Below are 16,331 nucleotides of genomic sequence, written 5' to 3'. Positions count from 1 at the left end.
CGGGTCAGGGACCGCCCGCCTCATGCGTTTCTACCCCCGGGTCTAGCGCCCGCGTGCGAAGGGGTAGATGCTACCGTCCATCACGCCACGCTCCACCTGCTCCAGGCTCACGCCGCGAGTCTCTGGCAGGTTGCGGAACATCAGCAGCGCAATGACCACGTTCACCACGGCAAAGCCAATGAAGGAGCCGGTCAGACCGACCGCACCCAGAATCACAGGGAACGCCAACGACAGCACACCGTTCATCATCCAGCCGCTAAACGCCGAAATGCCCATACCCGCCGCACGCACATGCAGCGGGAACAGTTCACTCATAATCACCCACGTCGACACGTTCAGGCAGGTCTGCATCGCACCCACAAAGCAGACGATGAGCACCAGCAGAATCCAGGGGCGCGCCGCGTTATCGGCGGGCAGCAGTATGGATGCGCCCGCAATCAGCACGTGGAAAAACGCGGTCGACACATAACCAGTCATGACCATGACTCGGCGCCGTACGCGCTCCATCAGGCGCAGCGACATGATGGAGCCGAGCACCGCAATCGTACCCGGCGCAATGTTCACGATGAGCGCCGCGGATTCGCTGAAACCGGCTTCCTTGAGCACCTTGATGCCGTAGTACATGATCGAGTTGATGCCGGTCAGCTGCTGACCCGCGCCGACGAGAATACCGACGAGCAGGATGCGCATGAACCAGCCGCGCACGCCCACGCTTTCCTTACCCGCCGCATCGTTCTGGGAGGTTGCCGCCTCCGCCTGCAGGGTGCGCTCAATGTCGGCGATTTCAGCTTCGGCACGCTCGGTGGAGCGGATGCGCTTCATAACCTCCAGCGCCTGTTCACGCTTGCCGACGCGCAACAGCCAGCGCGGCGATTCGGGCACACGCAGCATGCCGACGAACAGGCCTATGGCGGGCAGGGTGCAGATGGCGAACATCCAGCGCCACACACCGTCGTGCTCACCCCATAGGTTGCCAATGAGGGCATTCACGATGAACGCGGCAAGCTGACCGCCCACAACCATGAGCTCGTTACGGCCGGAGAGGGAGCCACGAATTTCGTAGGGTGCGAGCTCCGCGAGGAATACGGGCACCACGGCGGAGGCGCCACCGACCGCCAGGCCGAGCAGGGTTCGTCCGGTGATAAGCACGGCAACGTTGGGTGCGAAGACGCAGGTCAGAGCACCAATGAAGAAGATGGTGGACAGCCCAATGATGGTGGTTCGGCGGCCGTACCGGTCGGAGATACGACCACAGGTGAGCGCGCCGATAGCGGCGGCAAAGGCGAGCGATCCGGTGACCCAGCCTTGGGCGGTGGAGTCCATGCCGAGTTCGCGGCTCATGGGTTCGAGCGCGCCGTTGATCACTCCGGTGTCATAGCCGAAGAGCAGACCGCCGAAGGTGGCGATGAGTGCAATGATGCCGAGGTATCGGCGGTGCTTCCCAGTGCCCAGAGGGGGCAGGGTGGAGGCGGTGCGCTGTGCGCTCATGGTGTCCTTTGATGTGCCGGTGGCGGGTGGCTGCGCCGGATTGGTTCCAGGCGGCAGGGGTGGATACATAGATAAGGTGAGGTGCGTCAGATTAGACACACCTCACCTAATCCTAGCGAAAACGCTCGGCGGGTGATATTTATTTCTCGCCGCGGACAGTTTTCAGCATATTTTACGGCCAACACGTGCGACCGTCTGAGTGCCCTGTTAAGAGGGAGCCCGTGTTTAGAACAGCGCAATCTTCTCCGGTGCCGGGAAGATGGCGTCCAGGGCGGCGAGGTCCTCAGCGTCGAAGCGCAGGCAGGTCGCCTGTGCATTGGCGCGTACCTGTTCGGCGCTGGTCGCACCGGCAATGACGGAGGTGACCGGCGACTGCTGTGCGAGCCAGGAGAATGCCGCCTGCACCTCGGTGATGCCACGCTCGGTGCAGAAGGTGTGGAAGGCTTCGAGCTGGTCCCAGTTGGCGGTGTCGAGCACGTTCTTCTTGGAGTGGGACAGGCGCGAACCGGCGGGAATGTTGTCGCGGCGGTACTTGCCGGTCAGCAGGCCGTTAGCGAGCGGGAAGTACGGCAGCACACCCATGCCGAAGTGTTGTGCGGCGGGCAGGATTTCTAGTTCTGCGCGGCGGTCGAGCAGGTTGTAGTGGTTTTCTGCGACGATGAACCGTTCGGTGCCGAGTTCGTGGGCGCAGTGTTCGGCGTGGGCGAGCTGCCAGCCGGAGAAGTTGGAGTGGCCTAGGTAGCGGACCTTGCCGTCGCGTACGAGCTGGTCGAGGGCGCTGAGGGTTTCTTCGATGGGGGTGTTGGGGTCGGGGCTGTGGTAGAAGTACAGGTCGATGTAGTCGGTGCCGAGGCGGCGGAGGGACCCTTCGACGGCGCGCATGATGTAGCGGCGCGATCCGCGGGCATTGCGGTCGTTGCCGTTGAGGTCGCCGACGGGCAAACCGAATTTGGTGACGATGGTCAGTTCGTCGCGGTCGAGGCCGAGCTGGGTGAGGGCGGTGCCGAACATGGTTTCTGAGAGGCCGGGTTCGGCGCCGTAGAGGTCGGCGATGTCGAAGAAGCTGATGCCGGCATCGACTGCGGCGGCGATGACTTCGTTGGTGCCTTCTTGGGTGCGGGTGGGGGTGCCGGGGCGGCCGAGATTGTTGCAGCCGATACCGACGCTGGGTACGACGAGGCCAGACTTGCCGAGCCTGCGGTAGACGGGAGATTCAATGCGTTCCATGCTTTTAACTCTACGTTGTGTGGGTATGTTGCGAGGTTATTTCCCCTCCAGTTGGGAGGCGAAGAGCTTCCTGAAGCGTGATGTAGGGTCGGTCGTTAGGTCCCGGTAGGTTCCTTGCTCCACCACACACCCACCATCCAACACCACCACAGAATCAACACCACGCAACGTCCACGCACGATGAGACACCAACACCACCAAACGCCCAACAGCAGCCACCTTCAACCGAGCAAAAATCTCCTCCTCAGTCTCAGCATCCACAGCACTGGTCGGCTCATCCAACACCCACACCGGCGCATCCCGAAGAACCACACGCGCCAACGCCAAACGCTGCCACTGACCACCCGAAAGACCAACACCACCAAACGACTCACCCAACTGAGCATCCAAACCACCCTCAAGACCACGCACAAAATCATCAGCACAAGCCACCGACAAAGCCGACCACAAATCAGCATCACCAAGACGCTCAACCGCCTCCTGCGACAAACCCAGAAGAAGATTTTCACGCACAGTCAGTTCATAACGGCCGTAGTCTTGACTCACCAAACCAACATTTGACAACATATTGTATTTACTCTCAGAAGAAGCACCCTTATACGTTATGCTCCCCTGGGCAATTGGTGTAATTCCAAGAATTGCATTTATTAGCGTTGTTTTTCCCGCGCCTGAGGCACCAACTACTGCAATCATTTGATTATTCATCAGCTCAAGATTAATATCTTTAAGCGCAAAAGACGACGCGCCCTCATACTGAACGGATACATCTTTGCATATAATTTTTGAAATATTTTCATGGTTAGGGTTAGAAGTTTTCATCTCAGAAGCATGGTCGTAAGTATCAGAGTCGCATACCCTTCGGAATTGCTGAACAGATAATGCTCCATTAATAATCTGACCAAATGAATATCCCACCTCTTGGGTCGCGTCAACACAGGCAATGATTCCAATCAGCGATCCGGCCACATACGATATATCGGCACCTGAATCCACAAGGAAGTACAGGGACGCAAAGAGTAAGACAGAGCAGAGTAGCCCTGCAACTATGGAGACAATTCCTCTAACACTTTCAAGGCTCAATTCCCTACCGGCCGCCCGGCGTCGCCAGGACGCTACGCGTTGCGAGAAAAATCGGGAAGCTCTCATGAGGTGAAGCTCTTGGGCTCGGCTCTGAGCCATCAGGTTGTCTAGATAGTAGTTCTCTGCCCGATAATCCTCGTACATTAGGGTGTATATAGCGTAATCACGTTTAGCGAGAATCACCATTGCAGTGGCTAGGGGCAATGAACACAGTGCCGCAAAAATTGCTGCCACAATGCTGACGTTCGCAATATTAAGACAGAGAAGTAACACCATTGCGAAGGCACTCACCAGTGTCATAACTGACATGGTGTGAACCTGCAATTCCTGTTTCGATATTGCCTCTCTAGCAGCACGTATATCTTCCTGTGATTTTGTGCTACCTATATCAGATAACGGAAATGTAGATAACCTGGTATTTAACATGCGGTGGACCCGATAGTTCATCTTTGATTTGAGGATGCGCATGTTACTTATGACCCAGCGTTGAGCAATAATATTAATTCCGACAACAAGGGCAAGAGCAACAATATAAATCCAGGCCGCGCCACCATTTGAACCGCTCAAAGCTGACACCGTATTACCAATCAGCAAGGATTGGCTCAGGGGAATGCAGGCAATGACGGCTAGCGACAGGGCGGCGCTCACCAGGGTTGTGGGACAGGTTTTCCAGGCTAGGCGGAAGGACCAGAGTATAGAGGAAAATAGATTTTTCATTCTCACCACGCTCACAAAGTCATATTGAACTCATCTTTGAGATCTGAAAATCCTCGATGAGCGGACATCGAAACACTACCCGTGCTTCATTAGTTACTCTACTCTTCAATGAAATTTAAAACACACATATTCGCGCGTGTCCAAGAATATTAAGCAGATATATCTGTGATATTTTCAGGCATCCAGGGTCAGCCGACAGCTCTACCCGCAACGCCCCCAGCACCCTTCGTCATAGTCAGTCATATTAAGTTCATATTTCTCCCCAATGTCATGTCCAGAAATATTAGGACATCAACCGCCGCATCCCTTGCATCCCCTCGGAGGCGGTGGGTAGAGTGAAAGCGTTATCTATCAAGAGCGACCGAGAGATCTGGCTCGTCGACGTCGCAGCAACCTCGCCAGTATCCCCCACCGTCACGGTGCAGGGTACGGACAAGGTGCTCCCGCCAGAACCGATAGAGAAGAATACCCTTCGGCACCCCTTGATGATGTGCACCCGCAAACCGGTACAGCGCATCCTGCAGAAGAATTCACGTACCCTCCCGGTGCGTATCTATCGGGTGAACACGAAGGAAGGTTATGACGACAGTTCACCCGGCTCTTTCTTTTGAGCTGTTCCCACCCCGCTCACACGCAAGCTGCGAGTCGCTACTCCACACCATTGCCGAGCTTGAGGGCACCAACCCCGACTACGTGTCGGTCACCTACGCCGGTGACGCGAAGCGCCGCCAGAAGACCCTCGCGCTGCTCGACCACCTGGTGCATGAAACCTCCCTCACCCCGCTGGCTCACCTGATTTGCGCAGGCCATTCGGTGCACGAGCTGGAGCGTGCAGTCCGCCTGATTCTGGGTCTGGGTGTGCGCGGTTTCCTGGCTCTTCGCGGTGATATTCAGGAAGGTCAGGTTTCTGAACTTCCTTTCGCCCGCTACCTGGTGGAGCTCATTCGCCGCGTGGAGCGTGAAGATTTCGCCCACCTGGCAGCTGGCAAGGTGTCGATTGGTGTAGCGGCGTACCCGCAGAAGCACCCCGAGTCCGCATCCCTGCTGCAGGATATTGAGATTCTGCTGTCGAAGCAGCGTGCCGGCGCGGACTTCGCTATCACTCAGGTGTTCTTCGAGGATGAACGCTACAGCGCCCTGGTCGATTCGGCGCACCTGGCGGGCGTGGATATTCCGATTATTCCGGGCATCATGCCGGTAACCTCGCTGAAGCGCCTACAGAACCTCTGCCAGATGGCGGGCATACCGGTTCCGGCAGATCTTGCGTACCGCCTTGAGACGGCAACCAGTAGCGCTGAGCTGCACCGCATCGGCGTGGAGTACGCGCTGAACCAGTGCCGCACCGTGATGGACGCGGGCGCACCGGGTCTGCACTTCTTCACCTTCAACGAGCATGCGGCGGTTCTGGACGTTCTGGATCAGCTGGATTTGCCGCGGTACAGTAACCGTTTCTCTCAGTCGCTGAGCGAACTGGAATACGCCTAAAAACCCCGCTTTAACCCATAACGCTCCTTGTCGGATGCGTTTCCACTTTCTCCCCCACAAATATTCCGGGAGTTGTTGAGTTCTCCGTTTCACCACCCACTGCCGGGTGGCGAAACACCGGAGCTGACTCCCATATCTATCCCCAGTAAAGGAATAACTATTATGTCGAACACCGCATTCCCCACCGCAACCATTGTTGGCTACCCCCGCGTGGGCCGCTTCCGTGAACTGAAGAAGGCTCAGGAGGCTTTCTGGAAGGGCAAGGCTACCCTGCAGGAGCTGCAGGACACCGCTGCTGACGTACAGCGCACCTACTTCGAGCGCGTAACCGCCGCCGGTCTGAAGGCTGATAACTACTCGATTCCGGCGACCTTCTCCTACTACGACCAGGTGCTTGATGTGGTTCGCCTGTTCACCCTGGTTCCCGAGCGTCTGGCTGAGGCTAAGGACGCACGCGGTCTGCTGGATCTGCCCGGCTACTTCGCACTGGCGCGCGGTACCGAGACCCTGCCCCCGCTGGAGATGACTAAGTGGTTCGACACCAACTACCACTACCTGGTGCCTGAGATTGGTGCCGGTACCGAGATTAAGCTGAATCTTGAGGCTATTGACGAGCAGCTTGAGGTAGCAAAGCAGGCTGGCGTGAAGGTTCGCCCGCAGATTGTTGGCCCGCTGACCCTGCTGCTGGGCGCTAAGGCTGAGCAGGGTTCCGCTGAGGACTTCTCCCCCGTTGACCGTCTGGATGAGTTCGTTGCCGCGTACGCTCAGGTGCTGGAGCAGCTGACTGAGCGCGGTGTTGAGTGGGTTCAGCTGGACGAGCCGGGCCTGACCGTGGACCGTGCCGACAACACGAAGGTTGCTGAGCTGGCTGAGCGCACCTACCGTGCCCTGGCTGCTGGCGAGAAGCGCCCGCAGATTCTGGTGACCAGCCCCTACGGTTCCCTGCGTGATAACCTGCCGGCACTGCTGGATACCGGCATTGAGGCTCTGCACCTTGACCTGGTGCACGGTGTGTACTCGAAGGCTGAGCTGGAGTCTGTTTCTGCCGCCGGTGTTCACCTGGTTGCCGGTGTTGTGAACGGTCGTAACGTGTGGCGTGCTGATGTTCGTGCCGCCCTGAAGGCTCTGGAGGCGCTGCCGGGCGCATCCGAGGGTGCCGTGTCGGTGGCTTCTTCGACCTCCCTGCAGCATGTGCCGCACGACCTGGCTCTGGAAGACCCGGCCGAAGTTCCGGTGGACGGCCTGTCATTCGCTGATCAGAAGGTCGCTGAGATTGCTCTGCTGGCTCGTGGCTTGGCTGGGGGTGAGGCTGTTGTTGAGCCGGAGTTGAAAGCTGCTGATGAGGCACTGGCTCGCTTCGCCGCTGACCCGCGCAAGCACAACGACGAGATTCGTGCCCGTGCCACCGCTGTGGTTGCTGAGGACTTTGACCGCCCGACCATTGATGTTCGCCGTGCGGCCCAGGCTGATTTGAACCTGCCGAAGCTGCCGACCACCACTATTGGTTCTTTCCCGCAGACCGCTGAGATTCGCCGCCACCGTGCGGAGGCTCGTGCGGGCAAGATTTCCGCTGAGGAGCTGAACGGCTTCCTGCGTGACGAGATTGCTTCGGTCATCGCACTGCAGGAGGATCTGGACCTGGACGTGCTGGTTCACGGTGAGGCTGAGCGTAACGACATGGTTCAGTACTTCGCTGAGAATTTCGATGGTTTCGCAACCACCCGCCACGGCTGGGTTCAGTCCTATGGTTCGCGTTGCACTCGTCCCTCGATTCTGTTTGGTGACGTGAAGCGTCACGGTGATGGCCTGCGCGGTGAGGCGTTCACCGTTCCGTGGAGCTCCCACGCACAGTCGCTGACTGAGAAGCCGGTCAAGGGTATGCTCACCGGCCCGGTAACGATTCTGGCGTGGTCCTTCGTGCGTGACGACCAGCCGCGTCGCGAGACCGCTAACCAGGTGGCTCTGGCTCTTGCCGATGAGATTGCTGACCTGGAGCAGGCGGGCATCCGCATCATTCAGGTGGATGAGCCGGCTCTGCGTGAGTTGCTACCCTTGCGCCGCGATGAGCAGCCGCAGTACCTGGATTGGTCGGTGAATTCCTTCCGTCTGGCGACCAGTGGCGTGAAGGATTCCACTCAGATTCACACTCATCTGTGCTACTCGGAGTTCAACGAGATTATCGACTCGATTAATGCTCTGAATGCTGACGTGACCAGCATTGAGGCGGCTCGTTCGCACATGGAGTTGCTGGCTGACATTCCGGAGAGTTTCGTTTCCGGTTTGGGCCCGGGCGTGTGGGACATCCACTCCCCGCGTGTTCCTTCGCAGGATGAGATTGAGTCTCTGCTGAAGGCTGCGATTGGTTACGGTACCATTGCTGACCTGTGGGTGAACCCTGATTGTGGTTTGAAGACTCGTGATTACGAGGAGACCAAGCAGTCTTTGCATCACCTGGTAGCTGCTACGAAGGCTATTCGCGAATCCCTCTAGGAGTCGCCTATTGGTTCCGCTGCCTGCCGTGGGTTGACCGGATGATGGTTTGCTCGCGGTGACTTGCGGCAGGTGGCGGCTGTTCGGCTTCGTGCCGGTATGCGTACCGACTGTATGCCGAGCTTTTGGGGATAGATAACGGGCCCGCCCGCACGGATTCTTCTGCACCGTACGGGCGGGTTTTCCTGTGCTTATTGGCTACGTTTGTTGGATGCGCTGGTTTTCTGTACGGTTTTTGGGTGCAGGTTTGGTGTGGTGTTGGCTGTGGGCTGGTCTTAGTCGTGTTCAAGTGGTTTTCTTTTTGAACTTAGGGTATAAATTACTCTAAATTTAGTTGTGGTCTGACCAAAATATGCATTTACTCAACAGGAAAAGTATTTATATTCATTACGCCATATGCGGCACTGTTGCCCAGTAGACAGATGTGCATCACACATTTTCTAGACATCCCTGGAATTTCAAGGCTAGAACAGTATTTATAGAATAGTCACTCTGAATATTTGTTCACCTCCGTGAACAATTCAGTGAAAATATGCCCAATAGATTAGTATTTTTATAAGACCCCGCCTCTAGAATGCCAAACATGACTACTACCGCTTCATCAAAGAAGAAGAAGGGTTCCGTACCCCACTGGCTTGCCATTCCGGCGCCCAAGCCTCAACTCAGCGAAGCTGAAGTTTCTGCAAAGTACCCGCGCATGCGCCTGCAGGTCTTCATGGGCATTTTCATCGGTTATGCGACCTTCTACCTGATTCGTAACAACGTCCCGCTGGTCACCCCGATCCTGACCAAGGAGCTTGGCTTCAGCAACGCTGCAATCGGTGCACTGTCCACGGCGCTGCTGCTGGCTTACGGCTTCAGCAAGTTCTTCACCGCAATGATTTCTGACCGCTCTAATGCGCGTCTGTTCTTGCCGATTGGTCTGGTGCTTTCGGGTGTTGCAAACATTCTGCTGGCAATGACCGGTTACATGGGTGAAGGCGCGGGTGCAGCGGGCTACGGTGCGGCTATTGCCTCCATCATGGCGACCATTATGGTCTTCAACGGCATCTTCCAGGGCATGGGTTGGCCGCCCTCCGGCCGTGTGCTTGTGAACTGGTTCTCCACCAGCGAGCGCGGTACGAAGGTGTCCTGGTGGAACACCGCCCACAACGTTGGTGGTGCGCTGTCCGGTCTGCTGGTTGCGTGGGGCTTCTCCATGTTCGGCAAGACCTGGGAAGTTGCTTTCTGGTTCCCTGCTGTTATCAGCTTCGTTCTGGCGTTCGTCGCGTGGCTGCTTATTCGTGATAACCCCGAGGCGGAGGGCCTGCCCACCGTTGACGTGTACCGCAACGACCCGCACAAGGTTGAGTCCACCGCTGAAGATCGCGCAGAGTCCACTTGGACCACCATCCGTAAGCACGTACTGACCAACTCGACCATGGTGTATCTGGCTCTGGCAAACGTGTTCGTGTACACCCTGCGTTACGGCGTGCTGGTGTGGGCGCCGAAGTACCTGCACGATGTGCGCCACGCATCCCTTGAGGGTGGTATTGCGGGCTTCTCGATTCTGGAGCTTGCCGGTATTGGCGGCACCGTCCTGTGCGGTTACGTTTCTGACCGCATGTTCAAGGGTCGCCGCTCCCCCGCGGGTATCCTCTTCCTGATTGCAACTGTCGGTGCGATTCTGCTGTACTGGTTGCCCTCTTCGGATGCGCCGCTGTGGATTGCCTACGTTGCGTTGGCTCTGATTGGTGGCCTGATTTACGGCCCGGTCATGCTGATTGGTCTGCAGGCTATTGACCTGTCCCCCTCGCATGTTGCGGGTACCGCTGCGGGCTTCACCGGTCTGTTCGGTTACGCGCTGGGTGCAACCCTGGCTTCTGCTGGTATCGGCATTATTGTTGACCATTGGGGTTGGAGCACCGCGTTCGTCTTCATGATTGTGTGCTCGGGTCTGGCGGTTTTGTTCCTCTGGCTGGTTAATGGTGCTGAGAAGCGTCTGATGGCTGAGCGTGCAGAGAAGCTGGCAGCTCGGGCATAATTGCCCGATCTTTCGTGTAGGGAAGCCACACCTTTGCTGGTGAGTCACCATATGGTGGCTTGTCGGTAATCGTGTGGCTTCTTACGTTAAGAACCTAGAATGGAACCATGACTACTAACTCTGGAATCACTAAAGAATGGGTGGATGAAACCGTCAAGCCGGGCGACGATTTCTTCCGCCACGTCAACGGTAAGTGGCTGGCAACCCACGAAATCCCGGCGGACCGCCCCAAGGATGGCGGCCTGTACACCCTCCGCGATAACGCAGAGAAGCACGTGCGTGAGCTGGTGGAGAAGATCGCGAAGGAGCAGCCGGAGTCCCGTATTGGCGCACTCTACAACTCCTTCATGGACGTTGAGAAGATTGAGGCGGACGGCCTGGAACCTCTGCTGAAGGAAATCGCCCCGATTCTGAACTCGGCAACCCCCTCCCACCTGGCTGTAACCCTGGCACTGCTGTCTCGTGCGGGTCTGCCGCAGCTGTTCGCCTGGTACACCAGCAACGACCCGAAGGACCCGAAGAATTACACGTTCTTCCTGTACCAGTCGGGTCTGGGTCTGCCGGATGAATCCTACTACCGTGAAGAGAAGCATGAGCAGGCGTGCGCGGCGTATGTTGAGCATATTGCTCGCATGTTTGAGCTGACCGGTCTGGCTGAGGGCTTCGGCCTGACCCCGGAGCAGGCGGCTCAGCTGGTGTTCACTCACGAGTCTGAGCTGGCTCGTCTGCACTGGAACGTCGTGGAGAACCGCGACGCTGAGGCGACCTACAACCCGTACCAGGCGAACGAGCTGGACGAGAAGTTCCCCGGCTTCCCGTTCTCCCAGTGGCTACTGGCGCTCGGTGCCGACCCGGAGACCCTGGGTCAGGTTATTGTGGCTCAGCCGTCCTTCTTTGAGGGTGCGGCTAAGCTGTTCACCTCCATCCCGCTGATGACCTGGAAGCTGTGGGCTGTGTGGACCGTTCTGCGTTCACGTGCGCCGTTCATGTACGACGAACTGGTTCAGGAGAGCTTCAACTTCTACGGCAAGACCCTCTCCGGTACCCAGCAGATTCGTGAGCGCTGGAAGCGCGGCGTGGGCGCTGTCGAGAAGGCTCTGGGTGAGGAGATTGGCCAGGAGTACGTGGCTGTACACTTCCCGCCCTCGCACAAGGAGAAGATGCTGGTTCTGGTCGGCAACCTCCTGGAGGCGTACCGCGAGTCCATTGAGTCGCTGGACTGGATGACTGAGGCAACCCGCGAGAAGGCGCTGGAGAAGCTGTCGAAGTTCGTCACCAAGATCGGTTACCCCGATAAGTGGCGTGACTTCTCCGCCCTGGAACTGGTCCCCGGTGACCTGTTTGAGAACCTGCGCCGTACCGGTGCGTTTGACGCTGACTGGCTGATTGCCCGTAAGGGTCAGCCGGTGGATAAGGCGGAGTGGCTGATGACTCCGCAGACCGTGAACGCGTACTACATGCCGCCTGCGAATGAGATCGTGTTCCCGGCAGCGATTCTGCAGCCGCCGTACTTCAACCCGGATGCTGACGATGCGGCGAACTACGGCAATATCGGCATGATTATTGGCCACGAGATTGGTCACGGTTTTGATGATCAGGGTTCCCGCTACGACGGCGACGGCAAGCTGGAGAGCTGGTGGACTGAGGAGGATTACGCGAAGTTCAAGGAGCGCACCTCCGCGCTGGTGGAGCAGTACAACGCGTACGTTCCGGTGGGTCTGGACCCGAAGTTCCACGTGAACGGTGAGCTAACTCTGGGCGAGAATATTGGCGACCTGGCTGGCATGTCTATTGCGTTGAAGGCGTACCGTCTGGCTTTGAAGAAGCAGGGCATTGAGTCGCTGGATAACGCGCCGGTGATTGACGGCATGACCGGTATTCAGCGTTTCTTCCTCTCGAATGCTCGCGGCTGGTGTACGAAGTCCCGCCCGCAGCATGCTGAGGTGATGATTTCGGTAGATCCGCATTCGCCGGATGAGTTCCGTGTGAACGGTGTGGTGCGTAATATTGATGAGTTCTATGAGGCGTTTGGCGTCTCTGAGAGCGATGCGCTGTACCTGGCTCCGGAGGAGCGCGTGCGTATCTGGTAGCACCTCGATAAGGGTATATGCTTTATTGCGCATATAAGTGAGGCGCCCGCATCGTGGTTTTCGAGCCACGGGGCGGGCGCCTTTCTGTTGTAGAAACTACACGTTTCTAGACTACTGAACTTTAGGAGTCAGAAGACGAGGACGAAGCAGAAGCCGAGGAAGAGGAAGAGGAATAAGCACGCATACCGGTCAGCTTCCACGCACCGTTCTCGTACACGCCGTGCAGGGTGCGCTCCACCTCGTCCTTACGTTCCGCTTCAGAGGGAGCTTCCTGCACGCGGTCCTTGCTTGCAATAAACTCGCCGGGATCCATGGTCAGGCGAATATTCCAGTTGTAGGTGTCGCCCTCACGCTCGGGCTGCGGGGTGAGCATGGTGATGACAACGGACGCGTCGTGCATCCAGGCTTCACCCTTGATCAGCTTCTCACCGACGGTGCCGCTTTCCGGCTCAACCAGGTTCTTCAGCTCGGACTTGTCGATTGTATATTCACGCAGGGGTTCGGTCTTACCGGTGCGCATGTAGTATTCCAAGGCTGCGCCGAAGAACACAATGGACTGATACAGGCCCTCCACACTGTTCTCATTAGCGACGGCGGGCTTGGCCGCCCAAGTACATCCCCGAGCTTTTCGTAGAGTTCGGCGATTACAAGGACATGGATGCTCTCATCAAGGTCATCTGCTACACCCGCACGTACGAGATTGGCTCCCCGAAGCCAGGGAGTACCGACAGACCCCAGAGCACCAGCAGTGCATCCTTGATGCCTCATCTAAATAGTGTTAATTCAGATGTAGCACCGTATAGAGAAAGCCCCGAGGCCGAGAGTTCACTCTCTCAGCCACGGGGGCATCACCGTATCAGCGTGTCCTCACGCGGCAAGCACTAGGAAGCGCGGCGGTGGGAACGCAGCACCATCACAGTGCCGGCACCAAGCACCAGTACGCCACCCACAGCCACAGACACCGCACCGAAACCAGTGCGGGCAAGGCCGCCCTGCTGGGAGCTAACGCCACCCGACGCAGCAGACACACCGGGCTGACCCAAGGAGCCGCCAGCAGAACCATCATTCGAACCCTTCGCGTTCACGTCACCGGCAGCACCGGAAGCACCAGCCTGACCGGACTGACCAGCCTGCGCAGCACCAGACTGTGTGGAGCCGGGCTGGTTGGCACCAGCGGTACCGCCCGGGGTTGCCGAATCCACACGGCGCACACCGCTAAAGTCGTCCGACGCAGCGTTCGGGTCCTTCGGCACGGCAGTCTCAAACGAGCACGCATCCGACGCCTTCTTACCCACAGCAACCGCAAGCTGCTGCACCGGGCTGTTTACCTCAGTACCATCAGCCAGGGTCGCAGAATAGTGCACGTCAAACATGTACTGGCCAGGCTCGGAGAACACCCAGTTCGCGTGCGCGTGCGTCGCGTAATCAATGTCGATCGTGGTCTTGCCGGTCGTCGAATCCAGCAGCACATCCGCACCGTTCAGCGACTCGGTGAACATGCCGAAGCGTGCACCCTCAGGCATGACCTTCGGAACCACGTGCAGGCGCACGGGGCCGCGCAGCTGCGAGTAGTCGATGTCCTGCGTGTTGTAGCCGGGCCAGGGCAGGCCGCTCTGCTGGGTCTGCGGCAGGCCGTAGAAGGCGGTGCCGACCGGGCCCATAAAGTTCAGCTTCTCGTCAGCCATACGTTCGGTGCGTACACGGCGGGCGTTCTCGCTCACGGTCCACACGACCGAATCGAGCGGGCGCATGGTCGAGTCAGCGTCAATGATGCCGCTGTCGTCACGCAGACCCACGGACAGCTGGCGGTCCTTCAGGGTCGCCTGGATGTCCAGGTGGCCGTGCGAGATCTTGGTGCGGCCGTCAATCTTGCCGGGTACGCATTGGTTGCCGGGGGTTCCGGGGGTGGACGGCTCAGCGGAGGGTGTCGGAGCAGGTGCACTCGGTTCTGCGGAGGCGGTCGGCACTGCCGGCACAGTCGGAACCTCGCTGGGGGATACCGACGGTACGTTGCTGGGCTCAGCGGAAGGAGCTTCAGTCGGCGCGACGGTAGGCTCAGTGGAGGGTGCCGGGTCCACCGGGGCAGGCTTCGATGTATCACCAATGGGTGCGCTGTCCGGTGCCAGCGCGCCGTGTGCGGTGTACTTGGTGCCCGGCTCGTAGTTCGCCGCAACCTCAGTGATGGAGGCAGAAGCATTCATATCCGGGTGGGTCAGCATCTTCACGCGCAGCGCCGTGCCCTTGTAGAACGACTCGTCACGGAAGGTAAAGCGCGCCACACCATCCTGAACGGAGCCTTCCAGGTCGAGGTAGGGGTAGACCGGGTCGTCCTGGGCGTAGAAGCCGCCGCGCAGGAAGCCGCGCACCTTCGGGTCCTTGAAGCGGACCTCAACGGTGCTGAAGCCGTTGCCATTCGGGGTGACGGTCACGTCGTAGTCCATGCTGGTCGGCGTGTACTGCTGGGTGCTGAGTACGGTGTTCGCCTGATCTGGGATTTCTTCGGGCCAGGAGCCGTTACCGTCATCGCTGTACACGCTCTCAGCCTTGCCGGGTTCGTAGGTGAGCTTGTGCGAGATCCAGCGGGACGCCTCCGCGCTATTCTCGTCGGAGGTGTCGGGGGTGAAGACGGCCTGCAGCTGGGAACCCTCGCTACCGAGCATTTCAGACCAGGTAGCGGTACCGTTCACGACCGGCAGGTCGGTCAGGAAGTAGCCGTTGTTGTACAGGGTCAAGGTGCCCTTGAGGTTCTTGTTCGCGGCGGTGAAGGTGATGTCGCTGAGCTTGTCGTCGGCATCCTTGTTCTTTGCCGGGTCGGCATCCAGGCGGTGCGGTGCCACGGACAGCACGTACTTTGCGGCGTCCAGGTCACCGACGGGTGCCGCGTTGTAGCGGTCGACGGTGGGCACGGCGGTGGGGGTGCCGTCACCGAGCACGGGCTGCATGCCACCAACCTGCCAGACCAGCTTCGACGGCTTGGAGCTGATGATGCGACCGTCAGTGGAGCGCGCCACGGTGCGGTAGGTGACCACGTAGCGGCCGGGGCGGGTGAAGGTCGTAGTGTTGTGGGTATGGCTACCCTTGTCGAGCAGCCAGGAGTGCCAGCCGGTGGAGCTACTGGAGAGCATGCGGTAGATGTCGGCGGGGGCGTCGTCCGGGTTGTAGCGGAAGAGCTCCATACGGCCGGGGCCCTCAACGGAGAGAATGTCGGTAGCGAACACGCCGTCACGGAAACGCTCAGTAGGCACCTTCGTTGATGCACCCAGGCCAGCCCAGATGGGGTCCTGGTTGCCGAAGGTCAGGTGCGGTGCCATGTAGAGGGTCTGGCCGGGTTCGCCGAGGAACGCCAGGGAGGGAGATTCGCCCAGGGTCATGGTGTACTGCGACTTGCCGTCGCGGCCGCTGTAGCCCTTGCCGACCCAGTTGACGGTCTTGTCCAGTTCGTAGGTGTCTGCGCCGGTCTTGTAGGGGTTCGCCTCGTTCATGAGGACGAAGGTGCCGTTCTGCTCGTCCCAGTATGCCTTGGGGGCGTCGACGTGACCCTTGGTGGTGACGATTTTGCCGTCGTCGGGGCCTGCTACGGCGGGCAGGGAGGGGGCTGCGCCGGCGAGCGCGAGCAGTGCTGCGGCGGAGAGGAATGCGGCTGCGCGGCGGAGGGCGGGCTTACCGCCGGGGATGAAGAGTGCGGGGGTGTGTATGGTGATCCGTCGTTGGGTCTGCTTCTGAGAGTTCAT

8 protein-coding genes, 1 pseudogene and 1 riboswitch are annotated in these 16,331 nt (G+C 58.8%); of the genes and pseudogenes, 4 read left to right on the top strand and 5 right to left on the bottom strand.

Features of this window, described 5'->3' with window-relative positions:
- Positions 1–42: 42 nt before the first annotated feature.
- From ACUXHH_RS07530 to ACUXHH_RS07520, 3 genes are all read right to left on the bottom strand, one after another.
- The gene (locus ACUXHH_RS07530) at positions 43–1,488 is read right to left on the bottom strand and encodes a sugar porter family MFS transporter (protein ID WP_279741548.1); all 1,446 of its coding nucleotides are present in this window, start codon (positions 1,486–1,488) and stop codon (positions 43–45) included.
- 225 nt (positions 1,489–1,713) lie between these two features.
- Positions 1,714–2,715, bottom strand: a complete 1,002-nt coding sequence (locus ACUXHH_RS07525) for an aldo/keto reductase (protein WP_279741550.1) — start codon at positions 2,713–2,715, stop codon at positions 1,714–1,716.
- Between the two features lie 36 nt (positions 2,716–2,751).
- A complete protein-coding gene (locus tag ACUXHH_RS07520) occupies positions 2,752–4,512 on the bottom strand; it encodes an ABC transporter ATP-binding protein (RefSeq protein ID WP_458391160.1) in 1,761 nt (586 codons plus the stop codon).
- 345 nt (positions 4,513–4,857) lie between these two features.
- Positions 4,858–4,974, top strand: a riboswitch (SAM riboswitch).
- Positions 4,975–5,091: 117 nt separating this feature from the next.
- Between ACUXHH_RS07520 and ACUXHH_RS07515 the strand changes: the two genes are divergently transcribed.
- The 4 genes from ACUXHH_RS07515 (at position 5,092) to ACUXHH_RS07500 (ending at position 12,600) form a co-directional block, all read left to right on the top strand.
- Positions 5,092–5,997: a methylenetetrahydrofolate reductase gene (locus ACUXHH_RS07515; RefSeq protein WP_458391159.1), complete on the top strand. Its 906-nt coding sequence runs from the start codon at positions 5,092–5,094 to the stop codon at positions 5,995–5,997.
- 162 nt (positions 5,998–6,159) lie between these two features.
- Positions 6,160–8,487, top strand: coding sequence for a 5-methyltetrahydropteroyltriglutamate--homocysteine S-methyltransferase (gene metE / locus ACUXHH_RS07510; RefSeq protein WP_458391158.1), 2,328 nt, complete (start codon positions 6,160–6,162; stop codon positions 8,485–8,487).
- 583 nt (positions 8,488–9,070) lie between these two features.
- Positions 9,071–10,510, top strand: a complete 1,440-nt coding sequence (locus ACUXHH_RS07505) for an MFS transporter (protein WP_279741561.1) — start codon at positions 9,071–9,073, stop codon at positions 10,508–10,510.
- A gap of 107 nt (positions 10,511–10,617) precedes the next feature.
- A complete protein-coding gene (locus tag ACUXHH_RS07500; protein WP_279741564.1) occupies positions 10,618–12,600 on the top strand; it encodes a M13 family metallopeptidase in 1,983 nt (660 codons plus the stop codon).
- A gap of 121 nt (positions 12,601–12,721) precedes the next feature.
- Here the strand turns inward: ACUXHH_RS07500 and ACUXHH_RS07495 are convergent.
- Both ACUXHH_RS07495 and ACUXHH_RS07490 read right to left on the bottom strand, forming a co-directional pair.
- Positions 12,722–13,189: pseudogene (locus ACUXHH_RS07495) on the bottom strand (DUF6318 family protein); the annotation flags it as partial.
- A gap of 292 nt (positions 13,190–13,481) precedes the next feature.
- A complete protein-coding gene (locus tag ACUXHH_RS07490) occupies positions 13,482–16,331 on the bottom strand; it encodes a choice-of-anchor M domain-containing protein (protein ID WP_458391157.1) in 2,850 nt (949 codons plus the stop codon).

The sequence above is a fragment of the Rothia sp. 110740021-2 genome (assembly GCF_054263775.1).
Note: the sequence above shows the minus strand (reverse complement) of the source record. Positions and strands in the feature narration are given on the sequence as shown.

Coding starts and splice junctions, on each gene's coding strand:
- ACUXHH_RS07530 (WP_279741548.1), bottom strand. CDS start 1,488: ATGAGCGCACAGCGCACCGCCTCCACCCTGCCCCCTCTGGGCACTGGG.
- ACUXHH_RS07525 (WP_279741550.1), bottom strand. CDS start 2,715: ATGGAACGCATTGAATCTCCCGTCTACCGCAGGCTCGGCAAGTCTGGC.
- ACUXHH_RS07520 (WP_458391160.1), bottom strand. CDS start 4,512: ATGAAAAATCTATTTTCCTCTATACTCTGGTCCTTCCGCCTAGCCTGG.
- ACUXHH_RS07515 (WP_458391159.1), top strand. CDS start 5,092: ATGACGACAGTTCACCCGGCTCTTTCTTTTGAGCTGTTCCCACCCCGC.
- metE (WP_458391158.1), top strand. CDS start 6,160: ATGTCGAACACCGCATTCCCCACCGCAACCATTGTTGGCTACCCCCGC.
- ACUXHH_RS07505 (WP_279741561.1), top strand. CDS start 9,071: ATGACTACTACCGCTTCATCAAAGAAGAAGAAGGGTTCCGTACCCCAC.
- ACUXHH_RS07500 (WP_279741564.1), top strand. CDS start 10,618: ATGACTACTAACTCTGGAATCACTAAAGAATGGGTGGATGAAACCGTC.
- ACUXHH_RS07490 (WP_458391157.1), bottom strand. CDS start 16,331: ATGAACTCTCAGAAGCAGACCCAACGACGGATCACCATACACACCCCC.